At 64.6% G+C, this 13,438-nt stretch carries 16 protein-coding genes; 7 read left to right on the top strand and 9 right to left on the bottom strand.

Going from position 1 to position 13,438, the window contains the following annotated elements:
• Positions 1-4 precede the first annotated feature (4 nt).
• Positions 5-721, bottom strand: a complete 717-nt coding sequence (locus C513_RS0110945; RefSeq protein ID WP_033395067.1) for an SIR2 family NAD-dependent protein deacylase — start codon at positions 719-721, stop codon at positions 5-7.
• 103 nt (positions 722-824) lie between these two features.
• On the opposite strand from C513_RS0110945, the gene C513_RS0110940 reads away from it, so the two are divergent.
• A complete protein-coding gene (locus tag C513_RS0110940; protein ID WP_018716055.1) occupies positions 825-1,514 on the top strand; it encodes a phosphatase PAP2 family protein in 690 nt (229 codons plus the stop codon).
• A gap of 33 nt (positions 1,515-1,547) precedes the next feature.
• The gene (locus tag C513_RS14325; RefSeq protein WP_018716054.1) at positions 1,548-1,718 is read left to right on the top strand and encodes a hypothetical protein; all 171 of its coding nucleotides are present in this window, start codon (positions 1,548-1,550) and stop codon (positions 1,716-1,718) included.
• A gap of 123 nt (positions 1,719-1,841) precedes the next feature.
• Here C513_RS14325 and C513_RS0110930 read toward each other — a convergent pair whose 3' ends face one another.
• From C513_RS0110930 to C513_RS13315, 7 genes are all read right to left on the bottom strand, one after another.
• Complete coding sequence (locus tag C513_RS0110930) at positions 1,842-2,873, bottom strand: sulfate/molybdate ABC transporter ATP-binding protein (protein ID WP_018716053.1); 1,032 nt, start codon at positions 2,871-2,873, stop codon at positions 1,842-1,844.
• 17 nt (positions 2,874-2,890) lie between these two features.
• Complete coding sequence (gene cysW / locus C513_RS0110925; RefSeq protein WP_051084443.1) at positions 2,891-3,736, bottom strand: sulfate ABC transporter permease subunit CysW; 846 nt, start codon at positions 3,734-3,736, stop codon at positions 2,891-2,893.
• Positions 3,737-3,748: 12 nt separating this feature from the next.
• Positions 3,749-4,672, bottom strand: coding sequence for a sulfate ABC transporter permease subunit CysT (gene cysT, locus C513_RS0110920; RefSeq protein ID WP_018716051.1), 924 nt, complete (start codon positions 4,670-4,672; stop codon positions 3,749-3,751).
• 94 nt (positions 4,673-4,766) lie between these two features.
• A complete protein-coding gene (locus C513_RS0110915; RefSeq protein ID WP_083927400.1) occupies positions 4,767-5,858 on the bottom strand; it encodes a sulfate ABC transporter substrate-binding protein in 1,092 nt (363 codons plus the stop codon).
• 117 nt (positions 5,859-5,975) lie between these two features.
• Positions 5,976-7,094 carry a sulfate ABC transporter substrate-binding protein gene (locus tag C513_RS0110910; RefSeq protein ID WP_018716049.1) on the bottom strand — a complete coding sequence of 373 codons (1,119 nt, stop codon included), beginning with the start codon at positions 7,092-7,094 and terminating at the stop codon, positions 5,976-5,978.
• Between the two features lie 103 nt (positions 7,095-7,197).
• Positions 7,198-7,995 carry an exodeoxyribonuclease III gene (gene xth / locus C513_RS0110905; RefSeq protein WP_018716048.1) on the bottom strand — a complete coding sequence of 266 codons (798 nt, stop codon included), beginning with the start codon at positions 7,993-7,995 and terminating at the stop codon, positions 7,198-7,200.
• 57 nt (positions 7,996-8,052) lie between these two features.
• Positions 8,053-8,574: a VUT family protein gene (locus C513_RS13315; RefSeq protein WP_018716047.1), complete on the bottom strand. Its 522-nt coding sequence runs from the start codon at positions 8,572-8,574 to the stop codon at positions 8,053-8,055.
• A gap of 160 nt (positions 8,575-8,734) precedes the next feature.
• Here C513_RS13315 and C513_RS0110895 point away from each other — a divergent pair, with 160 nt between their 5' ends.
• Entirely contained in the window at positions 8,735-9,319 is a 585-nt protein-coding gene (locus tag C513_RS0110895) for a flavin reductase family protein (RefSeq protein WP_033395071.1), read from the top strand.
• Positions 9,320-9,332: 13 nt separating this feature from the next.
• Here C513_RS0110895 and C513_RS0110890 read toward each other — a convergent pair whose 3' ends face one another.
• Positions 9,333-9,836, bottom strand: coding sequence for a dihydrofolate reductase (locus C513_RS0110890; RefSeq protein ID WP_018716045.1), 504 nt, complete (start codon positions 9,834-9,836; stop codon positions 9,333-9,335).
• Between the two features lie 66 nt (positions 9,837-9,902).
• On the opposite strand from C513_RS0110890, the gene C513_RS0110885 reads away from it, so the two are divergent.
• Genes C513_RS0110885 through C513_RS13310 form a run of 4 tightly spaced genes read left to right on the top strand, consistent with a single transcriptional unit; the run spans position 9,903 to position 13,431 of the window.
• Positions 9,903-11,051, top strand: coding sequence for an ABC transporter permease (locus tag C513_RS0110885; RefSeq protein ID WP_076342742.1), 1,149 nt, complete (start codon positions 9,903-9,905; stop codon positions 11,049-11,051).
• Positions 11,052-11,054: 3 nt separating this feature from the next.
• Positions 11,055-11,861 carry an ABC transporter ATP-binding protein gene (locus C513_RS0110880; RefSeq protein WP_018716043.1) on the top strand — a complete coding sequence of 269 codons (807 nt, stop codon included), beginning with the start codon at positions 11,055-11,057 and terminating at the stop codon, positions 11,859-11,861.
• Entirely contained in the window at positions 11,861-12,799 is a 939-nt protein-coding gene (locus C513_RS0110875; protein ID WP_018716042.1) for an MlaD family protein, read from the top strand. Before C513_RS0110880 ends, C513_RS0110875 begins: the two co-directional genes overlap by 1 nt.
• Entirely contained in the window at positions 12,796-13,431 is a 636-nt protein-coding gene (locus C513_RS13310; protein ID WP_018716041.1) for an ABC-type transport auxiliary lipoprotein family protein, read from the top strand. The genes C513_RS0110875 and C513_RS13310 overlap by 4 nt, the downstream gene beginning before the upstream one ends.
• Positions 13,432-13,438: the final 7 nt, after the last annotated feature.

Genomic DNA, 13,438 nt, shown 5'->3' with positions numbered 1-13,438 from the left:
GCGCTCAGAGCTGCTCGATCAGGGACTGCACCACGAGCGGCACACCGGTGGCGGCACGTTCTTCCACCACATAGAGTTCGCGGTCGGCTACTGCCGCTCCCAGGTTGGGGTGCGGATCGATCAACACGCACAACGCATCCTGCGGGGCGTACTCGATCAGCCCGGCCGCCGGATAGACCTTGAGCGAGGTGCCGACCACCAGCACGATATCGGCATCGCTGATCAGGTCCACGGCGTCTTCGATCAGCGGTACGGCTTCGCCAAACCAGACGATATGCGGCCGCATTGGCGCGCCGGCGGGATCCTTCATGTCAGGCGGCTGGTCGCCATGCCATTCGATCACGTGGCCTTCGTCGTCCTGGCTGCGCAGCTTGATCAGCTCGCCATGCAGGTGCAGCACGCGGCTGCTGCCAGCACGTTCGTGCAGGTTGTCCACGTTCTGCGTCACGATGTACACGTCGCAGGCTTCTTCTAGTGCGGCGAGGGCATAGTGCGCCGCGTTGGGCTGTACCTCGCGCAGCTGGCGGCGGCGCGCGTTGTAGAAATCCAGCACCAGCTGCGGATCGCGGGCAAAGGCTTCGGGCGTGGCCACGTCTTCCACGCGGTGGCCTTCCCACAGGCCACCGGCTCCGCGGAAAGTGTCGAGTCCACTGTCGGCGCTGATACCGGCACCAGTCAGCACCACACAGCGCTTGCGGGAGGGAGTGTCAGGTGTTGTCATGCCCCGATTGTGCGCGATTCTGCCGGCGAAGACATCTCCGGCCGGGCTGGCGCGGGACAGGGCTGATAATCGGACACCTGTCCCCGCTCCAGAAGGAACTGCCATGCGCCTGCCGATCCGACGTCCCGAACCCCTGCTGCTCGGCATGGCCCTGCTGGCGGCGATCGGTCTCTGGCTGTTCATCGCAGTGGCCGAGGAAGTGTCCGAAGGCGAAACCGGCGCACTGGACCGCGCCATCCTGCTGGCGATGCGCGATCCCGCCAATCTGCAGCAGGCGGTCGGGCCGGCCTGGCTGGATCAGGCCGCGCGCGACATCACGGCGCTGGGCAGCACATCGGTGTTGAGCCTGCTGGTGTTGCTGGTCGTGCTCTTTCTCTGGTTGCTCGGGCGGCGCGGCATGGCGCTGTATGTGCTGGTATCGACTTCGGTTGGAGCCGGCCTGTCCTTTCTGCTCAAGGCGCTGTTCCAGCGGCCGCGACCAAACCTGTTCCCGCACGGCGACACGGTACTCACCGCCAGCTTTCCCAGCGGCCACGCCATGATTTCCACGCTGGTTTACCTGACCCTGGGCGTGTTGCTGGCCAGGCTGCTGACTGAACGGCGGCTGGAGATTTTCGTGGTCTTGTCGGCCATGCTGGTAGCACTGCTGGTCGGGCTGAGCCGCATCTACCTGGGCGTGCACTGGCCCACGGACGTGCTGGCGGGCTGGGCCGGCGGGGCTAGCTGGGCATTGCTGTGCTGGACGCTGGCGATGTGGGTGTGGCCGGGGTTTGGTTTGCGTAGTGGTCGGTGAGTCACCTGGGTCTTCACGAGTTTTGCTACCGGTGTGAGCCTGGTCAACGGTGCGGCAGCTACCACTGCTGGTACTCCGACCATCATCAACAACGCGGGAGCGCTGTTCTATGATGCCGACGGGGCAGGCAGTGCTGGCCCAGTCCAGTTCGCCACGCTGACGGGTGTTTCCACCCTGCAGCCCACGGACTTCGTGATCCTGTAAGTCGCATCAGCCAGCTGATGCCCTCCAGGACCCGGTTGCAAGACCGGGGCCTTTTTCATGCCAAAACGGCAGGCACAAAAAAGCGCGGCCAGAGCCGCGCCAGTCATGCAGGGCAGGGTGCTATCAGATGCCCGCTCCCGCATCCACAAACTCCGTCACCTTGCTCGGCCGCAGCCAGACGCGGGTGCCCGGCGCAAACTGCAGGCGTTCTTCCAGCTGACGATGCTCGCTGCGGGTCAGTTGCACATCCACCAGATGGCGGTCGTCCTCGCGCTCGAACTCCATGTAGCTGTACGGCCCCACGATCTGGGTCTGTTTCCATATGGCGCTGATGCTGCCTGCCGGCGCGGCGGCATTGGCCAGGGCCGGCAGCACGTCGATCTGGTGCGGGCGCACATAGGTGGGGGTCTGGCTGCCTTGCGGGTGCAGGCGGTTCACATCGCCCAGAAACTCCATCACGAAAGGCGTGGCGGGTTGCTCATACACCTCGTTGGGGGAGCCTACCTGCTCGATGCGGCCGGCGTTCATCACCACCACGCGGTCGGCCACTTCCAGTGCTTCTTCCTGATCGTGCGTGACGAAGATGCTGGTCACACCCATGTCGTGGTGGATCTGGCGCAGCCAGCGGCGCAACTCCTTGCGCACCTTGGCGTCCAGCGCGCCAAAGGGCTCGTCCAGCAGCAGCACCTGCGGCCGCGTGGCCAGCGCACGGGCCAAGGCCACGCGCTGGCGTTGGCCGCCCGACAGCTGGTGCGGGTAGCGCTGGGCCAGCTGGCCCAGTTGCACCTTGTCCAGCAGCTCCTGCACGCGGGCGGCAATTTCCTTCCTGGGCGGGCGTTGCGAGGCCGGCAGCACGGTCAGGCCAAAGGCCACGTTGTCGGCCACGGTCATGTGGGCAAACAGCGCGTAGTGCTGGAATACAAAGCCGATATTGCGCTTGCGGGCATCGGCATAGGTCACGTCCTGGCCGTCAAACTGTACCGTGCCGCTGTCGGGCAGTTCCAGCCCGGCCAGTACGCGCAGCAGCGAGGTCTTGCCCGAGCCGGAGGGGCCCAGCAGTGCCAGCAGTTCGCCGCTGGCAATGTCCAGGTGGATGTTGTCGCACACCACGGTGCGGCCAAAGGCCTTGTTCAGGTTCTGGATCGAGATATGCATTTGCAAAACTCCGGAAATCAGTGCGAGGACGCCGTGTGGCGCTCGACAAAATACTTCAGTACCAGCGTCACCAGCGCCAGCAGCGCCAGCAGCGAGGCCACGGCAAAGGCGGCCGAGAACTGGTATTCGTTGTAAACCACTTCAATGTGCAGTGGCATGGTGTTGGTTTCGCCGCGGATATGGCCGGACACGATGGACACCGCGCCAAACTCGCCCATGGCACGCGCATTGCTCAGGATCAGGCCGTACAGCAGCGCCCACTTGATGTTGGGCAGTGTCACGCGGCGGAAAATCTGCCAGCCGCTGGCGCCAAGAATGCGGGCCGCTTCTTCCTCGCTGCTGCCCTGTTGCTGCATCAGCGGAATCAGTTCGCGCGCCACAAACGGAAAGGTGATGAACACGGTGGCAATCACGATGCCCGGCACGGCAAAAATCACCTGCAGGCCATGCGCTTCCAGCCAGCCGCCGATCAGGCTGTTGGCGCCATAAATCAGCACCAGCGCCAGGCCGGCAATGACCGGCGACACGGAAAACGGCAGATCGATCAGCGTCAGCAGCATGCTCTTGCCGCGGAAATCGAACTTGGTAATCGCCCAGGCTGCGGCAATGCCGAAAATCGCGTTCAGCGGCAGCGCAATCGCCGCCGCCAGCAGCGTCAGCTTGATGGCCGACAGGGCGTCCGGTTCGGTGATGGCGGCCCAGTACACCACCATGCCCTGGCGGAAGGCCTCGTAAAAGATGCTGAACAGCGGAACCAGCAGGAACAGGCCCATGAATAGCAGGGCGATCCCGATCAAGGTGATTCTCAGCCACAAGGGCTCACTGGAAACAGGAGATGTGCGAACGGCAGCAGGAGCAGACATGACAACCTCGGATCAGACGGTTTGGCGGCGACGGCTCCAGGCCTGCAGCAGGTTGATGGCAAACAGCATGGCAAAGGCGGCCAGCAGCATCACCACGGCAATGACCGAGGCACCGGGAATATCGAACTGTTCTACCTTGCTGATGATGAGCAGGGAGGTGATTTCGGTCTTGAACGGGATATTGCCGGCAATGAAGATCACCGAACCGTACTCGCCCAGCGCACGCGCAAAGGCCAGGGCAAAGCCGGTCAGCAGGGCCGGCATCAGCGCCGGCAGAATCACGCGGCGGAAGGTCTGCAGGCGGCTGGCGCCCAGCATGGCGGCCGCTTCTTCCTGTTCCTGGTGCAGATCCTGCAGCACCGGCTGCACGGTACGCACCACAAACGGCAGGCCGATGAAGGTCAGCGCCAGCATCACGCCCAGCGGGGTATAGCTGACCTTGAATGGCAGCAGGCTGCCGATCCAGCCGTTTTGTGCATACAGGCCGGTCAGCGCGATACCGGCCACGGCGGTGGGCAGCGCAAACGGCAGGTCCACCATGGCGTCCAGCAGGCGACGGCCCGGAAATTCATAGCGCACCAGTACCCAGGCCACCAGCATGCCGAACACGGCATTGATGCTGGCCGCCACCAGCGAGGCGCCAAAGGTCAGCTTGTACGAGGCCACCACCTGCGGATCGCTGGCCACGCGCCAGAACTGCGCCAGGCTCAGCTCGCTGGCCGAGACAAACACGGTGGCCAGCGGGATCAGCACGACCAGGCTCAGGTAGAGCACCGAAATGCCCAGCGACAGGTTGAAGCCGGGCAGGATGCTGTGGGTGCGCAGCAGCGGATTGCGCCAGGGGCGCGGCGCGGCAGGCCGTGCCGGCGGCTGGGGCGCAGCGGTGTTCCGTGCGGGAGCGTGGGAGGCAGGAGCGGTCAAGGTGGCACTGGACATGGCAGATCGGAAACGGCAGGGCAGGAGGTCTGGAGGAGCCAGCTGCCCCGGTCAGGGGCGGGCCTGCACTATCGGCAGGCCCTGCAGCAAGGGCTTACTTTTTCAGCTGGGCCACGGCCAGGTCGTAGAAACCGCCATCGGCAAAGTGGTCCTTCTGGGCCTGGGCCCAGCCGCCGAACAGCTCGTCCACGGTAAAGGTCTGCTGCTGCGGGAAGGCATCGGCATACTTGGCCAGCACCTGCGGGTCACGCGGGCGCAGGTGGTGCTTGGCCGCCAGTTCCTGGGCTTCGGGCGACCACAGGAAGTTCAGGTAATCGGTGGCCGCCTGGCGCGTGCCCTTCTTGTCGACCACCGGGTTGACGATGGCGACCGGGTTTTCGGCCAGCACCGTCCACTTCGGGTAGATCACTTCAAAGTTGTCGCCAAATTCCTTCTTGATCAGCGGCACTTCGCTCTCGAAGGTGGCCAGGGCATCACCGATGCTGCGCTGGGCAAAGGTGGTGGTGGCGGCACGGCCACCGCCGTCCAGCACCGGCACGTTGGCAAATACCTGGGCGGTCTGTGCCTTGGCTTCGTCGGCGCTGGCACCGGACTTCAGGGCCGAGCCCCAGATCGCCAGCCAGGTGTAGCGGCCATTGCCGGCAGTCTTGGGGTTGGGGATGATGGCTTCCACGCCGGGCTTGGCCAGATCCTTCCAGTCGTGGATCTGCTTGGGGTTGCCCTTGCGTACCAGAATCACCGACAGCGAGGTGTTGGGCGCGGCGTTGTTGGGGAACTTGCTGGCCCAGTCCTTGTCCACCAGGCCCTTGTCGGCCAGAAAATCGATGTCGCTGGCCTGGTTCATGGTCACCACATCGGCCTGCAGGCCTTCGGCCACGCTGCGCACCTGCTTGCTGCTGCCACCGTGCGATTGCTGCACGCTGATCTGCTTGCCTTGCTGGAACAGCGGGTTCAGCTCCTTGTAGAACTCGCGCGATACGTCGTAGCTCACGTTCAGCAGCGTGCCGCTGTCGGCAGCGGCGGCCTGCGATGCCGGCGCTGCAGCCGAGGCGGCGCTGGTGCTGGCTTCCTTCGAGCAACCCTGCAGCACCAGACCGGTGCCCAAGGCTGCAAGTGCCAGGCTGGTACCGCGCAGCAGGCTGCGGCGGCTGAGGGAGGAGTAGGCTTCGGAACGGGCAGAGGTCATGATCGTAGGAAGAAACAGGGTCAAAAAAATGTCAGGAGCCCATCGTAGAAGCTCCTGACCATTCATGGAACGAATAAATAGTTGTTTTGTTATGCCGTAATCGCAATAAGGAACGGTTTACTGGCGCGCCTTGGCAAAGATCTGGTCGTAGATGCCGCCATCGGCAAAGTGTTCCTGCTGGGTGCGGGTCCAGCCGCCAAACACCTCGTCAATGGTGAACAGCTTGACCGGCGCGTAGGTATCGGCAAACTCCTTGGCCACCTCGGCATTGGACGGGCGGTAGAAATGCTTGCCGATCAGGCGCTGCGCCTCGGGCGTGTACAGGTAGTCCAGATAGGCCTGGGCCGCCTCGCGGGTGCCATTCTGGTCCACGTTCTTGTCTACCAGCGCCACCGGCGGCTCGGCCAGGATGCTGACCGAGGGCGTGACGATGTCGAACTGGTCGGCACCCAGCTCCTTCACCGCCATGTAGGCCTCGTTTTCCCAGGACAGCAGCACATCGCCCTGACCGCGCTGGGTAAAGGTGATCAGCGAGCCGCGTGCGCCGGAATCCAGCACCGGCACGTTGCGGTACAGCTGGGTCACGAAATCGCGTGCCTTGTCGGCCGACTGGTTGTTCTGCTGCAGCGCATAGCCCCAGGCCGCCAGGTAGTTCCAACGTGCGCCGCCGGAGGTCTTGGGGTTGGGGGTGATGACCTGGACGCCGGGCTTGACCAGATCATTCCAGTCCTCGATGCCCTTGGGGTTGCCCTTGCGCACCAGGAACACGATGGTGCTCTGGTAGGGCGTGCTGTTGTGCGGCAGGCGCTGCTGCCAGTTGGCCGGCAGCAGCTGGCCTTGCGTGGCCAGGGTGTCGATATCGGCGGCCAGCGCCAGCGTCACCACATCGGCCTTCAGCCCGCCCAGCACCGACAGCGCCTGCTTGCCGGAGCCGCCATGCGACTGGCGGATGGTGATCGGCGTGCCGGTGCGCTGCGTGTACTGGCTGGCAAAGGCCTGGTTCAGCTCGGCGTACAGCTCGCGCGTGGGGTCGTAGCTGACGTTGAGCAGGGTGATGCCCTTGCCGTTGGCCGCCGCTTCGGATGCCGGCGCCGATGCCGCGCTGGCGGCGGGACTGGCCTTGCCCTGGTTGTTTTGCCCCGAGCAGGCTTGCAGCAGCATGCCGGCCCCCAGAACGGTCAGCAGGGAGCCTGCAGTGCGGAACAGGGTGCGGCGGGGGAGGGAGATGGAAGCCATGGGGTGAAAAACCTTTGCAAGAAAAAAGCGGAACAGGGCTGCATCTTGTCCGCTTCTTTCACACCGTGGAACGAATAAAAAATTCTGTTTTTATTTGTTTTTGTTATGTCGAGGGTGGGGTGGCCAGCGTCAGCACCACCGGCGTATGGTCGCTGGGCCGTTCGTTGCGGCGCGGCTCCTTGTCGATCACGCAGGCGCTGGCCAGCGGCTTGAGGGCATCGCTGACGAGGATATGGTCAATGCGCATGCCGTTGTTGCGGCGGAAGGCGAAGTTGCGGTAGTCCCACCAGCTGTACGCTTTTTCCGGCTGCGGGAACAGGCGCAGGCTGTCGTGCAGGCCCAGGCCGATCAGCACCTGCAAGTGGGTGCGCTCTTCGGTGGTGCAGTGGATGGTTTCGCGCAGGCCTTCCGGGTCCCACACGTCCAGATCGTCAAAAGTGATGTTGTAGTCGCCCAGCAGCACCAGTTGCGGAAAGCGCTGCAGCTCGGCGCGCAGCCAGGTCTGCATGGCTTCCAGCCAGCGCATCTTGTAGGCAAACTTGTCGGTGCCGGGGGCCTGACCGTTGGGAAAATAGGCGTTCACCACGCGCAGCGGCTGGCCGTTGGGGGCGGTATAGCTGCCGCTGAGCACGCGCGCCATGTCGCAGTCCATGCCGGGAATGTTGCGCACCACATCCTGCGGTTTTTCGCGCGAGATCAGCGCCACGCCGTTGTAGGTCTTCTGGCCGAAAAACTCGCAGTGGTAGCCGGCATCGGCGATCGCCTGCAGCGGAAACTTGTCATCGGTCAGCTTGGTTTCCTGCAGCGCCAGAATCTCCACTTCCGGGTTGGCAGCAAGCCAGTCCAGCACTTGCGGCAGGCGCACATTGAGGGAGTTCACGTTCCAGGTGGCGATTTGCATGGTGGTGCTATTCCTTTGAAAAACAAGGGCCTGCAGCAGAAGGCAGGCCAGCGGGCATTATCGGTCAGCGGGTGGCTGCCGTGCGTCCGTGGGGGCATGCGTGCGTCCCGGATCGAGCAGGCGTCGCAGCGCCACGGCCCATAGCGCACCTCCGGCCACCTTGGCGGCAAACTGCAGCAGCACGATGGATGGCATCAGCACGCCAAACGCCAGCGTCGGGAACGCCAGTGAATCCACCGCCGCACCGGCGATGTTCGAGCGCATGGCGCGCTGCATCCAGCTGCCCTTGCCGTAGGCAAATACCAGCCAGTCCACCAGCGCAGCCAGTGTGAAACTGATGGCGCTGGCCACGGCGATCTGGCCGGCTGCCGGGTTCAGCAGCCAGGAAATCAGGCCGGAAGCGGCAATCACTGCCAGCATCTGCCACGGACGCACGCGTACATGCAGCCAGTCGCGCAGCGTCAGGTCCAGGCCGATCAGTACAAAGGCATTGATCGGAGATACCCACGGCCCGAAAGCGGCAATGGTCAGGTTGGCGGCCACCACGGCGGCGGCGTAAAGCAGGATGGCGAAGATCACGATGGTTCCAACGGGTTCAGGGGGCAGGGCAGGAAGTCCGGTGTGCCTGCGGGTTTCCTCATGGGCGTCACACGCAGGTCGGGCCATGCCGCTATCATTCCCGCTGCAAGATTTTCCTGGCTGGCAGGGCGTATTGTCGCTGCAGCCGCACCATTCCACCATGCATCTCCCTCCCCACATGACCCCCGTGGCGCTCGACAAGGCGTTCCGGCTCCTCAACCACGGCCCCACGGTACTGGTCTCGGCGCGCCATGGCGGCGTCTCCAACGTGATGGCGGCCGCCTGGGTCTGCGTGCTCGATTACGCTCCGCCGCGCCTGACCGTGGTGCTGGACAAGTCGGCCAAGACGCGCGAGCTGGTGGAGCAGAGCGGGGGCATGGTGATCCAGGTGCCGAATGTGGCGCAGGTGGAGCTGACCCAGTACCTGGGCAGCCACAGCTGGCACGATGAGCCGGCCAAGCTGGCACAGGCCGGTGCCGGGCTGTTCGAGGTGGACGGCGTGGACCAGCCCTTTGTTGCCGGCTGTTCCGCCTGGCTGGCCTGCGAGCTGATTCCGGAAGCGCACAACCAGCAGAGTTACGACCTGTTCATTGCCAACATCACCGCTGCCTGGGCGGATGAACGCGTGTTCCACCACGGCCGCTGGCATTTCGAGCAGGCCGATCCGGCCCTGCGCAGCCTGCACTATGTCTCGGGTGGCCACTACTACGCGATTGGCGAAGCGCTGGAGCGCCAGGCCGATTGAGTGTGAGTGCCCTTCAGCGCTTGCGCTCGTAGGTCACGAACGCATAGCCCAGGCCATCCGCGCTGACATGCGCCTCGCGCGCGGTTTCCTGCCATTCCGCGCCCAGTGCCGGCATATGGGCATCGCCCTCGACATCGGCATCGATTTCCGTCACCAGCACGCGGCGCGCCAGCGGCAGGGCCTGCGTGTAGATCTGCGCACCGCCCATCACCCAGGCGACCTCGGCATCGCCGCACAGCGCCAGCGCCTGCTCCAGGCTGTGCGCCACCTGCGCGCCCTCGGCCTGCCAGCCGGTCTGGCGCGTGATTACCACATTGATGCGGCCCGGCAACGGCCGGAAACGCGGCGGCAGACTGTCCCAGGTCAGCCGGCCCATGATCACCGGTGCGCCCAGCGTCTGGCGCTTGAAGTGCGCCAGATCCTCCGGCAGGTGCCAGGGCAGGCGGTTGTCCTTGCCGATCACGCCATTGCGTGCGCGGGCATAGATCAGGTGCAGATGCGGTGTATCGTGTGTCATGGAAGGACATTGTAGGAATTTGTGGCGCGGCCTGCCGATGCCGGCAAGCCTTGCTATACTGCCACGATGAGTGAAAAGCGAGCTGCCAGCCAGACCGCCGGGCTGTCCTATGCCCGGGAAAGCGACACCCTGCACCTGCAGGGGGACTGGACACTGCCGCACTTTGCCGCTCTCGAAGCCGAGGTCCGCCGCCTGCAGACCGATCTGGGCGATGCCACCCGTATCGATGCCGGTGCCCTGGGCGCCATCGATACCGCCGGTGCCAGCCTGCTGCACCAGCTGCTGGGTGACGCGCGTCTGGCGGCCCTGGCGGCCGAAGATTCCCCGCTGCCCCCCGAACGCCGCGCCCTGCTGCAGGTGGTGGCACAGGCGCTGCAGACGACCGGCGAGCCGCCGCCGCGGCGCAAGCGCGTGCCGGTCATCGATACGCTGGCCGCGCTGGGCGAGCTGATGGCGGGCGGCTGGTCGCATGCCGTCTCCTTCATGGGTTTTATCGGTCTGGTGCTGGAGCAGTCGATCCGTATCCTGTTCCGTCCCTGGCGCTGGCGTATCACTTCCTGGGTTGCCCACCTGGACCAGACCACCTTTCGCGCCGTGCCCATCGTGGTGCTGATGAACTTCATGGTGGGTGCCGTGGTGGCCTTTCTCGGCGCCACCATCCTGCGCGATTTCGGTGCCACGATCTACACCGTCAATCTGGTCGGTTTCGCCTTTTTGCGTGAATTCGGCGTGCTGCTGGCGGCCATCCTGGTGGCCGGCCGTACTGCCAGTGCCTTTGCCGCCCAGATCGGCTCGATGCGCGCCAACGAGGAAATCGATGCGATCCGCGCCCAGGGTCTGAACCCGATGGAGCTGCTGGTGATTCCGCGTGTGCTGGCCCTGCTGGTCGGGCTGCCGATCCTGACCTTTATCGCCATGCTGTCCGGCCTGGCGGGCGGCATGCTGGTGTGCGCGCTCGTGCTCGACATCGCGCCGCGCCAGTTCATGGCCATCATTCAGGAAAGCATTCCGGCGCTGCACTTTTACCTGGGCATGAGCAAGGCCCCGGTCATGGCCGTGCTGATCGCCATGATCGGCTGTGCCGAAGGCTTCAAGGTGCAGGGCAGTGCGCAATCGGTTGGCCAGCACACCACCATGGCGGTGGTGCAATCGATCTTCACCGTGATCCTGATCGATGCGGTGGCGGCGCTGTTCTTCATGGAAATGGACTGGTAAGCCATGCAAGCCACGGACACCCGCAACATCATCGAACTGCGTGGCCTGCGCACCCAGTTTGGCAGCCATGTGGTGCATGACCAGCTCGATCTGGATGTGCGCCAGGGCGAAATCCTGGGCGTGGTCGGCGGCTCCGGCAGTGGCAAGTCGGTGTTGCTGCGCACCATCGTCGGCCTCAACCGCGCGGCTGCCGGCAGTGTGCGCGTGTTCGGCAAGGATCTGCTGGCGCTGCCCGAGGCGGAACGTCGCCTGGAGGAGCGCCGGTTTGGCGTGCTGTTCCAGAAGGGCGCACTGTTCTCGTCGATGACGGTGACGGAAAACGTCGCCATGCCGCTGATCGAGCATGCCGGCCTGTCGCGTGCCGAAGCCGAGCGCATCGCTGCCGTCAAGATCGCGCTGACCGGGCTGCCGGCCAAGGCCGGCAATGATTACCCGTCCGATCTGTCCGGCGGCATGATCAAGCGTGCCGCCCTGGCACGGGCGCTGGCACTGGACCCCGACATGCTGTTCCTGGATGAGCCCACCGCCGGCCTGGATCCGATCGGCGCGGCGGCCTTCGACCAGCTGATCCTGACCCTGCGCGATGCGCTGGGTTTTACCGTGTTGCTGATCACGCATGATCTGGACACCCTCTACACCATTACCGACCGCGTGGCGGTGCTGTCGCAGAAACGCGTCATCATCAACGACACGCTGCAACGCGTCGAACAGTTCGACGATCCCTGGGTGCAGGCCTATTTCCACGGCCCGCGCGGCCGGGCCGCCGCTGCAGCGATCCGTTCTGCCACCCATTTGCCGGAGACATCCTGATGGAAACCCGAGCCAGACATGTGCTGATTGGCCTGTTTACCGTGCTTGCCACGGTACTGGCCCTGTTGTTCACCCTGTGGCTGACGCAACAGAGCGAACGCGACTTCCATTTCTACGATATCGCCTTCGAGGAGGCCGTGACCGGCCTGTCGCGTGGCAGCACGGTGGAGTTCAACGGCATCAAGGTCGGTGACGTGATCGACCTGCGCATCAACCCGAAGGACCCGCGCAATGTATATGCGCGGGTGCGGGTGGAAAGCACGGCACCGGTGCGCACCGATACCAAGGCCAGGCTGGTACCGGTCGGCATTACCGGCACCTCCCTGATCCGCCTCACCAGCGGCGAAGACCCGAACAGCCAGCCGCTGGTCAGCACCGATGTCTCGATTCCCACCATCATGGCGACACCATCGCCCATGAGCAAGCTGCTGGCTGGTGGCGAGGACGTGCTCTACAACTTCAACGAACTGCTGATTGGGGCGCGCAACCTGTTCTCCCAGGACAACGTGGCCAGCCTGAGCAAGACGCTGGCGCACCTGGAGCAGACCACCAGTGCCCTGGCCGACAAGCAGCAGGGCATGAATGCGGCACTGGCCAACTTCAGCAAGGCCAGCGCCGAGGCCAATCGCGCCTTTGCCGAAATGAACAAGCTGATGCAGTCGAGCGACAAGCTGGCCAATGGCGAACTCAAGCAGAGCCTGGCGCGTGCCAATGCCGCCATGGCCTCGTTCGAAAGCAGCATGGGCACGCTGGATGCACTGGTCAAGGACAACCGGGGTGCCATTGACAGCGGCGCACGCGGTGTCGCCCAGTTGGGCCCGACCATGACCGAATTGCGCGGCACGCTGAGCTCGGTGCAGGGCGTGGTGCGCGAGCTCGACAACGACCCGGCCGGCTACCTGCTGAGCCGTGAACCGATGAAGGAATTCAAGCCATGATGCGTCTCCCGTTTCTGCGTGCGTCCCGCGTCGGCCTGCTGCTGGCAGCGGCTGCGCTGGCTTCTGCCTGCTCCATCCTGCCGGAGAAGGAGCCGGTGGATACCTACGCGCTGCCCGGTACCCTGTCCCAGCGCGCCGCCGGCGTGTACTCGGCCGGCATCAGCCCGGCGCTGCGCGTGGTGCGTCCGGTCGCCGGCGGTGCCATTGCCGGCAAGCGCATCGTGGTCATGCCGGAGCCGGACCAGTTAAGCGTCTACCAGGGCGCGGTCTGGAGCGAACCGGCGGCCCAGCTGGTGCGGGACCGTATCGTCGATGCCTTTCTGGCCGATGGCCGGTTGCCGTCCATCACCACCGATGAAGGCGTGATGGCGCATGCCGATCTGCTGCTGTCCAGCCAGCTGCGCGACTTCCAGAGCGTCTACGAGAACGGGCAGCCGGTGGTGGTGGTGCGTCTCGATGCCCATCTGCTGAACGCCAGCACCAACCGCATCATCGCCAGCCGCAGCTTTTCCCACCGCCATTCGGTGATCGGCAAGGAGGTGCCGCAGGTGGTGCAGGCCTTTGGCGCTGCTACCGATAGCGTGGCCCAGGACTTGGTAGACTGGGCCGTGCAGCACGCTGCAACCCGCTGAACACGGA

It is taken from the genome of Allobrachymonas chironomi DSM 19884 (genome assembly GCF_000374625.1).
Taxonomy (GTDB): domain Bacteria; phylum Pseudomonadota; class Gammaproteobacteria; order Burkholderiales; family Burkholderiaceae_C; genus Brachymonas; species Brachymonas chironomi.
The sequence above is the reverse complement of the archived record's forward strand: the minus strand, read 5'-3'. Positions and strand labels throughout refer to the sequence as shown.